The organism is Streptomyces sp. A3M-1-3, from assembly GCF_024213665.1.
Lineage (GTDB): Bacteria > Actinomycetota > Actinomycetes > Streptomycetales > Streptomycetaceae > Streptomyces.
The window spans coordinates 73,260-83,532 of sequence record NZ_JANAVP010000033.1 but is presented as its reverse complement, the minus strand read 5'-3'; the positions used below and the strand labels follow the sequence as shown (position 1 = coordinate 83,532).

Genomic DNA, 10,273 nt, shown 5'->3' with positions numbered 1-10,273 from the left:
TTCGTCCGTCAGATCTGCACGCGCCACAACACAAGATCATTTCACAGGCGAGATCCACTTTCGCAACAGGCCCTAGGTCAGAACTCGCGGGTCCCACGGGCGCGCAGGCGGCGCAGCATGCGCGGGTCCTCGAAGCCGACCGAGCGGGCCGCGGCGTCGACCGTCGCGCCGTGGCTGATGAAGTGTTCGGCACGTTCGAGGCGGAGGGCCTGCTGGTAGCGCAACGGGGTGAGGCCGCCGGTGGCGCGGCCGAACAGGCGCGTGAGGGTGCGTTCGCTCACGCCCACGGCCGCCGCCAGGTCGGACAGGGGCAGCGGCGCGTCGAAGCGGGCGTCGATCAGGTCCTGAGCGCGATGTACGGCGTCGTCGAGGTGGGATCGGTGCCGGAGCATCACACTGGCCTGCGGCTCATGGCCGTTGCGGCGGGCGTAGACGACCATGTCCCGGGCCACCTGGGCGGCGACGGCGGGCCCGTGCCGGGTCGCGAGCAGATGCAGGGCGAGATCGATGCCGCTGGCGATGCCGGCCGAGGTGACCACCCGGTCGTCGGCGGTGAACAGGACATCGCGGACCACCACAGCCGCGGGATGGCGCAGGGCCAGCTCGTCCTGCACATCGTGGTGGGTGGTGCAGCGGCGGCCGTCGAGCAGGCCCGCCCTGCCGAGCGCCTCGGCTCCGGCGCAGACGCTGGCAACGGTCCCGCCCCCGGCGTGGTGGTCCCGGAGGACCTGCAGGGAGGCCGCGCCGATGGCGGGGCCGCCGGCCAGGGTGGGCGCCCGCCAGCCGGGCACCACGATCACGTCCTCGGGGCCGAGGTCGGGCCAGTCGAGCGAGGCCACCAGCGGCAGCCCCTGAGCGGTGGGGACCTGCGGCTGCTCGGCGATGTAGCTGAGCGTGTACGGGTGCCCGAAGCCATCGGCCGTGGAGAAGACCTGCGCGGGGCCGGCCAGGTCCAGCAGATGGACTCCGGGCACCAGGAAGAAGGCGACGTGGTTCACGATCCGGTCATCATGCCCCAGGTCCGGCCGCGGCCTCCAGCTGGTCGACCGTGGCGATGGTGGCAAAGCGTCCGGCGAGGGCGTACTCGGTGCGCCTGATGACCTCCTCGGCGCCCAGGGTGCGGGGGTCGGCCAGCAGTTCGGCGACGCTCTGGCCGGCGGGAGCGTCGCGGTGCGGGATGGGATTGGTCGCCGTGGCGTCGATGACGAAGGTCACCTGGTAGCCGAAGTCGCTCGCGACGCGGGTGGTGGTCTCCACGCACTGCTCGGTGCGGATGCCGCAGACGGTGAGCTCGTGGATGCCGCGCTCCATGAGGAGCTGCTGCAGGTTGGTGGTGGTGAAGGCGTTGTGGGAGGTCTTGTGGATCAGAGGTTCACCGTCCCGGCGCTCCAGTTCCTCCATCAGCCGGACATGGCCGAGCGCGGGGTCGAAGACGTCCCCGCTGCCGGGCTCGGAGTGCAGCACCCACACCACGAGCTCCCCGGCCTGGCGGGCGAGCCGGACCAGGCGGTCCACCTGCTGGCCGATCTTCGGGTTGGAGATGGTCTCCCACAGCGGACGGGCGCGGAAGGATTCCTGGACATCGATGACGATCAGTGCTCGGGTCATGTCCCCGAGTCTGACCGCCGCGGACGGGGCTGCGGCAGGCCCGATCGGGTCCGGCTGCGGACCGATCCGGTCACTCGTCCCTCACTCGTCCTGGTCGGATCAGGCATACGGGTCAGGCATACGGATCAGGCGTACGGATCAGGCGTACGGATCAGGCCGCCAGCGAACCCGGCAGGACCGCCCGGGGGCCGAACTTCGCCCGGGCCAGGTCGGCGGCCTTCTCGATCCTGCGGGCCTTGTCGTCCGCCGGGTCGAAGCTGAGCTGGTGGGCGGCGAGTTCGGCGGGAGTCAGCCCTTCCGCGCGCAGCGCGAGGCCGCGGACCCTGGCCCGTTGCAGGCCGAGCGACTCGTAGATCCCGTACGCGGTCCCGGTGAGCGCCGCGGAGTGTCCCGTCGGCTCCCGCAGCGTACGGCTCCGGGTGACCGTGGACCGGTCGGCGCAGCGCACGGTGAGGGTCAGCGAGCGGCACACCTGCCCCTCGCCGCGCAGCCGGGCGCCCAGCTCCTCGGTGAGGGAGAGCAGCGCCCGCCGGTGCCGTACCGGGTCCAACTCGTCGCGGTCGAAGGGACGTTCGGCGGCCATCGACCGGACGGCGGCGTTCGGGACAACCGGCGTACGGTCGATGCCCTGCGCCCTCTCGTACAGTTCGCGCCCGGCGCGCGCGCCGACGATCCGCTGGAGGGTGGGCAGGGGCGCCGCGGCGATCCGGCCGATGGAGTCGAGCCCGTACGAGCAGAGGGTGCGGGCGGTCGAGGCGCCGACCCCGTCCAGCGCGCCGGCCGGCTGCCGGGCGAGGAACTCCCGTACCGCGTCCGGCTCGTCGGGCAGGACCAGGGTCGTCCCGGGCGCGGCCTCCCGCGCGGCCATCCGGGCCAGCATCGGGTTGCCGGCCACGCCGATCGTGCAGCCGGTGCCCCAGTGCGCGAGCGCACGCACCCGCAGCAGCGCCGCGACTCCGGCCGCGTCCCGGCCGAAGTACCGCTCGGCGCCCCGGACATCGGCGAGCGCGGCATCGGGCGGCAGGGCCTGGACGGTGGGGGTGAGCCCCTCGGTCAGCGCGAGCAGCGCGGGGAGGGCCGCGTCGCCGCCGAAGGTCCCGGCGGCGAAGGTCCCGGCGCCGCTCGCCTCGTACGCCGGCTCCAGATGGAAACGTACACAGAGGATCATCCCGCGCTCCCCGGACTCGAATGCCACAGCTTGCGGCCGGTTGCGGCCTGCTCACCGGCCGGCTGAAGGTCCGCCCATGGGTTCAGTTCGTATCCCGTGGACAGCTGGATCCGGCGGCCGCTGTCACTGGAGGACGCGCCGGAGCCGGACTCCCCCGGCACCTCCGCCAGCCTGGCCGCGACCGCGTCCAGGCCGCCGTCGCGGCGCAGCTCGGCGAGTTCCGCCAGGTTCCAGGCCGCCGCGCCGACCACGCTGAGGCTCTGCGGACCGCGCCGCTGGACCACTCCGCGCACCAGCAGCAGCCAGGAGTGGAAGACGGTGTGCGCGCAGGCCTCGTGGCTGTCGTCGAAGAAGGCGAGGTCGACCAGGCCCGTCCCGTCGTCGAGGGTGGTGAAGATGACCCGGCGGCCGGAGCGGATCGGCGGGGTCTGGGTGGCCGCCTTGGCGCCCGCGACCAGCACGGTCTGCCCGTGCGCGGTGTCCCGGAGCCGCCTCGCCGGGATGGCGCCCAGCTCGTCGAGGAAGGCGTGGTGGTCGCTCATCAGGTGCCGGGACGCGTCCATGCCGAGGACGCCCAACTCGGCACTGAGGCGCTCGGCTTCGTTGAGGTCCGGCAGTCCGACTGGTGCGGTCTTCCGGCCACCGCCTGGGAGTACCTCCCACGCGTCAAGCAGTGGGGGAGGAAGTTGACCGCCCGTCAGCGGCATCTTCCGGTGCGCGCGGTGGAGTTCGGCCAGGTGCAGGAGCAGATCCCTGCGGTTCGTGCCGAACGTGTCCAGCGCGCCGACCTGCGCGAGCCGTTCGGCGACCGGCCGGCCGGGGCGGGCCCGTTCCCAGAAGTCCAGCAGGGAGGAGTAGGGCTGACCGGCCTCGAGCCGGGCGGCCTCGGCCTCGCTGATGCCGTGGACATCGGAGAACGCGAGCCGCAGGCCCCACCTCTTCGCCTCGGGCACCCCAGGATCATCAGACACCAGTTCGATTCTATGGGCGACGGCGGACCGGTTCACATCCAGCGGAAGCACCGGCACCCCGCGCCGCCGCGCGTCCGCGAGCAGCAGCCGCTTCGGGTACATCCCGGGGTCGTGCGTGAGCAGCCCGGCATAGAACGCCGCCGGGTGGTGCGCCTTGAGCCAGGCCGACTGGTAGGTGGGTACGGCGAAGGCGACGGCGTGCGCCTTGCAGAAGCCGTAGGACCCGAACGCCTCGATGATCTCCCAGGCACGGGCGATGACTTCGGCCGTGTATCCCTTGCGCTCCGCCTGCTGCGCGAACCAGACCTTGATCTTCCCCTGCGACTCGGGGTGGGAGAGCCCGCGCCGTACCCGGTCGGCCTCGTCCCGGCCGCAGCCGGTCATGATGTTCACCATCTCGATGATCTGCTCGTGGAAGACCACGACTCCGTACGTCTCGCGCAGCGGCTCCTCCAGGTCGCGGTGCGGATAGCGGACCGGCGCACGCCCGTGCCGGGCCTCGATGAACGGCCGCACCATGTCCGCCGCGACCGGCCCCGGCCGGAACAGCGAGATGTCGACCACCAGGTCGTGGAAGGTGGTGGGCTGCAGCCTGCCGACCAGGTCGCGCTGGCCGGGCGACTCGATCTGGAAGCAGCCCAGCGTCTCGGCGGAGCGGATCAGTTCGTACGTCGCCGGGTCGCCGTCCGGCACCTGCGCCGGGTCGTCCAGGTCGAGCCGCTCCCCCGCCGCGCGGCCGATCTCCGCGACCGCGTGCGCCATCGCCGACTGCATCCGTACACCCAGGACGTCGAGCTTGAGCAGGCCGAGCTCCTCCACATCGTCCTTGTCGAACTGCGACATGGGCAAGCCCTCACCGCTGGTGGGCACGACGGGGGTGCGGTGCAGCAGGGTGGCGTCCGAGAGCAGCACCCCGCACGGGTGCATGGCGATCCCGCGCGGCAGCGCGTCCAGTGCCTCGACCAGCTCCCACAGCCGCCCGTACTTCTTCCCGTCGGGGTCGACCCCGCGCAGCTCCGGCAGCTCCGCCAGCGCGGCGCGCGCGTCGCGGGCCCTGATGTGCGGGAAGGACTTGGCGAGCCGGTCCACCTCGGCGGGGTCCATGGAGAGCGCGGCGCCCACGTCCCGTACCGCGTGGCGCACCCGGTAGGTCTCGGACATGGAGACGGTCGCGACCCGCTCGGTGCCGAAGCGGCCGATGATCGCGCGGTAGACCTCGAGCCGGCGGGCGGACTCGACGTCGATGTCGATGTCGGGCAGCTCCGTGCGGCGCTTGGACAGGAAGCGCTCCATCAGCAGCCCCTGCTCGACGGGGTCGGCGTGCGCGATGCCGAGCAGATGGTTGACGAGGGAGCCCGCGCCGGAGCCGCGGGCGGCCACCCGGATGCCCATCTCCCGTACGTCGTCGACGACTTGGGCCACGGTCAGGAAGTACGAGGCGAAGCCGTGGTGGTCGATGATGTCCAGCTCGTGGTCCATCCGCTCCCAGTAGTCGTACGCCTTCGGACCGCGGTCGTAGCCGCGCAGCACCATGCCCGCGGCGGCGCGCGAACGCAGCACTCGCGCCGCGGTGCGGCGGGCGGCGCCGACGAGATGCGGTTCGGGGAAGTGGGCGAAGCCGATGCCCAGGTCGTCGGCGGGGTCGACCAGGCATGCGGCGGCGGTGTCCCGCGTCTCCTCCAGCAGCCGGTGTGCGGCGTCGCGCCGCCATCCGGCCGCCTCCACGATCCGCTCGGCGGCCCTGCCCATGGCTCCGGCGCCCTTGAGCCAGCGCTCGCCGCTGTCGAGGGGACCCCGCGGGTCGATGGGGACGAGACGGCGGGCCGCGTCGAGCACGTCGGCGACCGGGCCCTGCCCCTGGTCGGCGTAGCGGACGGCGTTGGTCAGTACGGCGTGTACGCCCTGTTCGGCGGCGAAGCCGACGGTACGGGCCGCGAGCCGCAGTGAGCCGGGGCCGGTGCCGGTCCTGCCGTGGTGCACGGCCTCCAGGCGCAGCGCGTCACCGTAGACCTCCCGCCAGGGGGCGAGCAGTCTCGCGGCGCGGTCGGGGCGGCCGGCGGCCAGCGCCCTGCCCACCTCGGAGCCGGGGCCGAGCAGCACGGTGAGGCCGTCGCCGTGGTTCTCCGGCCAGGGCAGCAGGGGCTGCGCCTGCCGGCCGTCACCGTCGGCGTGGGCGGCGGTGACCAGCCGGCACAGCGCGGCCCAGCCGGTGGCGCCGTTACGGGCGAGGAAGACGGCGCGGGGTGCGGACTCGTCGATGAACGCCCCGCCGCGCACCGGCGTGCGCGCCCGGTGCGTGCGCCCGGCCTCCTTCTCGCGCTCCCCCACCGCCAGCTCCACCCCGAAGAGCGGCCGTACCCCTGCCTCCGCGCATGCCCGGGCGAAACGGACCGTGCCCGCGAGGGTGTCCCGGTCGGTGAGGGCGAGGGCGTCCATGCCCCGCTCGGAGGCGCGGGCGGCCAGCCGTTCCGGGTGAGAACCTCCGTACCGCATGGAGAACCCGGAAACGGTGTGCAGATGGGTAAACCCTGGCACCCGCGCCTCCCGCATCCCTCTGTGATCGCCTCCCCCGCTCTCCACCATAGACCAAATTTCGAACATGCGTACGACGACTCTCGGGGCTGCGCAAGTGGTGGGGGCCGGCGGGATTCTGGCGGCGCTGACGGAGGATGTCGCGCAGGCGCGGTATCCGAAGAACGTACGGGATCTTGCGAAGTTGGAAGCTGATGCGGTCGAGATGGGCGCGTACAGCAACCACAACATCCAGGGCCTGCTCCAGACCGAGGACTACACCCGTGCGTTGTTCCGGATGCGCCGCCCGTTGCTGGACGAGGAGACCATCGAGCGGCAGGTGGCCGCGCGCATGGACCGCCAGGAGATCTTCAACCGCTGGCCCGCACCCATCCTGAGTTTTGTCCAGGAAGAGGTGACGCTGCGCCGCCCACTCGGCGGCAGGGTGGTCATGCGAGCACAACTCGAACGGCTCATCGACATCGGCCGGTTACGGAACGTCGAGATCCAGGTGATGCCGACCGACCGCGAGGACCATGCTGGTATGGGCGGCCAGCTTCGGCTGCTGGAACCCAAGGACGGGCCCAAGCTCGGGCACGTCGAGGTGCAGCAGTTCAGCCGTGTGGTCACCGATCGAAAAGAGGTCCGGACGCTGGAAGCGCAGTATGGGATTATCCGGGCGCAGGCTCTCACGCCACGGGAGTCACTGGCGTTCATCGAGAAAGTGCTGGGAGAGACATGACCAACGCCCCCTCCGCCGGACTGGTGTGGTTCAAGAGCAGCTACAGCAGCAACGAAGGCCCCGATTGCATCGAGGTCGCGTCCTCCCCCGGCACCGTCCACGTCCGGGACTCCAAGGACAGGCAGGGGCCGCAGCTCACGTTCGCCGCGCCGGGCTGGGCCGGCTTCGTCTCGTACGCCGCCGGGCAGGCGACATCACGGTAACGGCTGACCAACGCACCACGCCCCCGCCCCGGTTGAGATCCGTGACGGGGCGGCTTGCGCGCCCGAGGCCTGAGGGTCGCCGGGTGACTCCTGCCTAGGGGGTGCGGTCCGGGCGACCCGCACCCGGCCTGGTGTCGAGCGACCACATGTGGGTGCAGCCGGGGCACTGGAGATGAACCACAGCGCCCTGGCTGGAGATCAGATAGCGCCAGTGCTCACGGCAGTTGCGCCGGTCGGCGCAGGTGACGCAGTCCCGTGCGTCGTCGCAGCCGGGGCATGGCACCCAGGCGCGGCGGGCGATGTCCGCCTGCGGATCAATGGGCAGCCGCACGGCCGGGCTCCCCTCCGGGAAGGACGCCGGCGGCCACGAGCATGTCGTACGTCCGCTGCTGGTCGGCGTCGAGGCCGGAGTAGAGCAGTGCGTACGCCTCGTCCTCGGCGTGCAGGACGGCCAGCGGGTCCCAGTCCGGCCCGAGCGCGGCCACGACCTCGGCTCGTCGCCGGGCCTCCTCGAAGGTCAGGTCGATGGCGAAGGGTATGTGGTCGGGTGCGCGGTCCTGGTCCTGGTCCTGGTCCATGGCGAAACTTCCGGTGGTGCCGTCGGGGTCTGCCACGTGTACCAGAGGCCCGCTGTCCCGTGAAGCGACGTCTCGAAGGGCCCCAGTCCGGTGGCCCTTCCCCAAACCTGTTCCATTTCGGGACCAATCACCCGATACGCCACCAGTCACTGTGGTGACTATGGGCAGGTTTGATCGCTCTTAGGGTTAATGCATCCCATCCGTACTGCTGTGACGTACTTCATTGCGCGGGACCTACCGAACGCGCCCCGCCCCGGCTGAGCCCGGGGCGGGGCGCGACACGTACGCGGGGTTCAGCCGATCTCGGCGCCGAAGGCCGCCAGCGCTTCCGGTACCGGCTGGAAGAACGTCTCCCCGCCCGAGGTGCAGTCGCCGCTGCCGCCCGAGGTGAGGCCGATCGCCGTGTCGCCCGCGAAGAGCGATCCGCCGCTGTCGCCGGGCTCGGCGCAGACCGTGGTCTGGATGAGGCCTTCGACGATGTCACCGTTGCCGTAGTTCACTGTGGCGTTCAGGCCCGTGACCTCGCCGTCGTGGACCTGGGTGGTGGAGCCGCTGCGCGTCACCTGCATGCCGACGGTCGCCTCGCCCGCCTGTGCGATCTGCTGCGCGCTGCCGTTGTAGAGGTTGACCTCGCTCGGGTGGCCGGTCTCCGCGGTGTACTTGACCAGCGCGAAGTCGTTGCCCGGGAACTGCGAGTCCACCATCTCACCGACGGGCGCGCCGCCCTGCTGGTCGGACCACTGGCTGCCGGCCTCCCCGCAATGCCCCGCGGTGATGAAGTGCGGCTCGCCGTCCTTGACCACGTTGAAGCCGAGCGAGCAGCGCCCGCCGCCGGTGTGGATGGCGTCGCCGCCGGCCACGAAGGGCTTGAACTCGCCCGCTGTCCGCTTCAGTACGGCCTTGGAGCCGAGGCTCTTGACGACCCCGGAGAGCTTGGCCCACTCCGCGCTGTCGACGGTGCGGTCAGCGGTGACGCGGATCTTGTTGGTGACCGGGTCCACCGCCCACGAGGTGCCCGGTATGGTCGCCTTGTCGCTGAGGGTCTCCCGGGCACTCTTCAGCTCGACAAGGGAGTTCTGCACGATTCTGGCCTTGCCGCCGGCCTCGCGCACGCCCTGGGCGGCGGCCTCATCGAGGACATTCACCACCAGGGTCTTGCTGTCAGCGTCGTAGTACGCGCCGGCCGTGCCCGCGCCGAGGTCTTCGACGAGGTCGGACGCCAGACTCCCGGCCGCGGTCGCGGACAGCGCCTTGACCGTGAACCCGGGGGCTTCCTCACTGGCGTTCGCCGTCTGCAACGTGACGCCGGCGCCGACGAGCGCGACAACGCCCGCCCCTGCGATGACCGCACGTCGCTTCGAAATGCGTCGGTGCTTCAAGTGGTGACCTCCTGTGGGGGCCGCACCCGTGGGCAAGTGGGGTGTCACACGGGTACGGAGGAATGAGCCGCCCACTATTCCGACACCGATCGGTAGCACACAAGGACGACTTCAGGACACGCACACGACAACCACATCACGCACGCTTTGTGTTGATTACCTGTCACGATCAGCTGAGTGGCCTTACGCATACGGTCCACACCGGGGACAATCACGGCAGGACTTCGGCGAAGGGGGCGGGGGGTGCGTAGTCAGGTGCGCGCCGCGGACGGGCGGCATCTGATGGTGGAGCGGTTCGGGGACCCGCGCGGCAGGCCGGTCTTCCTGCTGCACGGCACACCCGGCAGCCGCCTCGGTCCCGCTCCCCGCGGCATGGTGCTCTACCAGCGCCGGATGCAGCTCATCGCCTACGACCGTCCCGGTTACGGCGGTTCCGACCGGCTGCGGGGCCGCAGCGTCGCCCATGTCGCCCAGGACGTGGCGGCGATCGCCGATGCCCTGGGCCTCGACACCTTCGCGGTGGCCGGGCGGTCGGGCGGCGCCCCGCACGCCCTCGCCTGCGCCGCGCTGCTGCCGGACCGGGTCACCCGTACCGCGGCGCTGGTCGGTCTCGCGCCCTGGGACGCGGACGGGCTCGACTGGTTCGACGGAATGACCGCGTCCAACGTCCGCGAATACTCCACCGCGGCCGTCGACCCCGAGGAGCTGGCCGCCCGCCTCATCCCGCGCTCGGACGCGATCAGGAAGGACCCGGGCCGGCTGCTGGACGAGCTGCGCCGCGAGCTCACCGACAACGACCGGATGATCGTCTCCGACGCCGGGCTGCGGTCGATGCTGCTGCGCAACTACCGTGAGGGGCTGCGCACCTCGGCGTACGGCTGGATCGACGACGCCATCGCCTTCTGCACCCCGTGGGGCTTCGACCCGGCCGACATCACCTCCCCGGTCCTGCTGTGGCACGGCGAGCAGGACGTCTTCTCGCCGGTCGGCCACTCCCGCTGGCTGGCGGCCCGCATCCCCAGCGCGACGGCCGCGTTCGAACCGGCCGCCGCGCACTTCGCCGCCCTGCACGCCCTCCCCAGAATCCTCACCTGGCTCATGCGCGAATAGCAG

Annotated in this window: 10 protein-coding genes; 3 read left to right on the top strand and 7 right to left on the bottom strand. The window is 71.6% G+C overall.

All coding sequences use genetic code 11. The annotated features are described in order from the left end of the window. Nucleotides 1–77 precede the first annotated feature (77 nt). The 4 genes from NLX86_RS29105 to NLX86_RS29090 form a co-directional block, all read right to left on the bottom strand. Nucleotides 78–998 carry a GlxA family transcriptional regulator gene (locus tag NLX86_RS29105; protein WP_254374780.1) on the bottom strand — a complete coding sequence of 307 codons (921 nt, stop codon included), beginning with the start codon at nucleotides 996–998 and terminating at the stop codon, nucleotides 78–80. A 10-nt stretch (nucleotides 999–1,008) separates the two neighbouring features. Next, nucleotides 1,009–1,608: an isochorismatase family protein gene (locus tag NLX86_RS29100; protein WP_254374779.1), complete on the bottom strand. Its 600-nt coding sequence runs from the start codon at nucleotides 1,606–1,608 to the stop codon at nucleotides 1,009–1,011. Nucleotides 1,609–1,759: 151 nt separating this feature from the next. Continuing rightward, nucleotides 1,760–2,776, bottom strand: coding sequence for a hypothetical protein (locus NLX86_RS29095; RefSeq protein ID WP_254374778.1), 1,017 nt, complete (start codon nucleotides 2,774–2,776; stop codon nucleotides 1,760–1,762). After that, on the bottom strand, nucleotides 2,773–6,282 hold the full coding sequence (locus NLX86_RS29090; protein ID WP_254374777.1) for a DNA polymerase III subunit alpha: 3,510 nt from the start codon (nucleotides 6,280–6,282) through the stop codon (nucleotides 2,773–2,775). Before NLX86_RS29090 ends, NLX86_RS29095 begins: the two co-directional genes overlap by 4 nt. A 64-nt stretch (nucleotides 6,283–6,346) precedes the next feature. On the opposite strand from NLX86_RS29090, the gene NLX86_RS29085 reads away from it, so the two are divergent. Together NLX86_RS29085 and NLX86_RS29080 are read left to right on the top strand one after the other, a co-directional pair. Then, nucleotides 6,347–7,000 (top strand): DUF5753 domain-containing protein, encoded by a 654-nt coding sequence (locus NLX86_RS29085; protein WP_308409657.1) that lies wholly within the window; start codon nucleotides 6,347–6,349, stop codon nucleotides 6,998–7,000. Next, nucleotides 6,997–7,203 (top strand): DUF397 domain-containing protein, encoded by a 207-nt coding sequence (locus NLX86_RS29080; RefSeq protein WP_254374776.1) that lies wholly within the window; start codon nucleotides 6,997–6,999, stop codon nucleotides 7,201–7,203. The genes NLX86_RS29085 and NLX86_RS29080 overlap by 4 nt, the downstream gene beginning before the upstream one ends. Nucleotides 7,204–7,297: 94 nt before the next feature. On the opposite strand, the gene NLX86_RS29075 is transcribed toward NLX86_RS29080, so the two are convergent. The 3 genes from NLX86_RS29075 to NLX86_RS29065 form a co-directional block, all read right to left on the bottom strand. Then, nucleotides 7,298–7,534 carry a hypothetical protein gene (locus NLX86_RS29075; protein WP_254374775.1) on the bottom strand — a complete coding sequence of 79 codons (237 nt, stop codon included), beginning with the start codon at nucleotides 7,532–7,534 and terminating at the stop codon, nucleotides 7,298–7,300. Next, on the bottom strand, nucleotides 7,518–7,781 hold the full coding sequence (locus NLX86_RS29070) for a DUF6400 family protein (protein WP_254374789.1): 264 nt from the start codon (nucleotides 7,779–7,781) through the stop codon (nucleotides 7,518–7,520). Before NLX86_RS29070 ends, NLX86_RS29075 begins: the two co-directional genes overlap by 17 nt. A gap of 293 nt (nucleotides 7,782–8,074) precedes the next feature. After that, nucleotides 8,075–9,160, bottom strand: coding sequence for a S1 family peptidase (locus NLX86_RS29065; RefSeq protein WP_254374774.1), 1,086 nt, complete (start codon nucleotides 9,158–9,160; stop codon nucleotides 8,075–8,077). A 243-nt stretch (nucleotides 9,161–9,403) separates the two neighbouring features. On the opposite strand from NLX86_RS29065, the gene NLX86_RS29060 reads away from it, so the two are divergent. Then, nucleotides 9,404–10,270, top strand: a complete 867-nt coding sequence (locus NLX86_RS29060; protein WP_254374773.1) for an alpha/beta fold hydrolase — start codon at nucleotides 9,404–9,406, stop codon at nucleotides 10,268–10,270. Nucleotides 10,271–10,273 lie beyond the last annotated feature (3 nt).

What these genes read in the sequence shown, in the direction of transcription:
- NLX86_RS29100 (WP_254374779.1), bottom strand. Translation starts at nt 1,608, where the DNA reads ATGACCCGAGCACTGATCGTCATCGATGTCCAGGAATCCTTCCGCGCC.
- NLX86_RS29095 (WP_254374778.1), bottom strand. Translation starts at nt 2,776, where the DNA reads ATGATCCTCTGTGTACGTTTCCATCTGGAGCCGGCGTACGAGGCGAGC.
- NLX86_RS29085 (WP_308409657.1), top strand. Translation starts at nt 6,347, where the DNA reads ATGCGTACGACGACTCTCGGGGCTGCGCAAGTGGTGGGGGCCGGCGGG.
- NLX86_RS29080 (WP_254374776.1), top strand. Translation starts at nt 6,997, where the DNA reads ATGACCAACGCCCCCTCCGCCGGACTGGTGTGGTTCAAGAGCAGCTAC.
- NLX86_RS29070 (WP_254374789.1), bottom strand. Translation starts at nt 7,781, where the DNA reads ATGGACCAGGACCAGGACCAGGACCGCGCACCCGACCACATACCCTTC.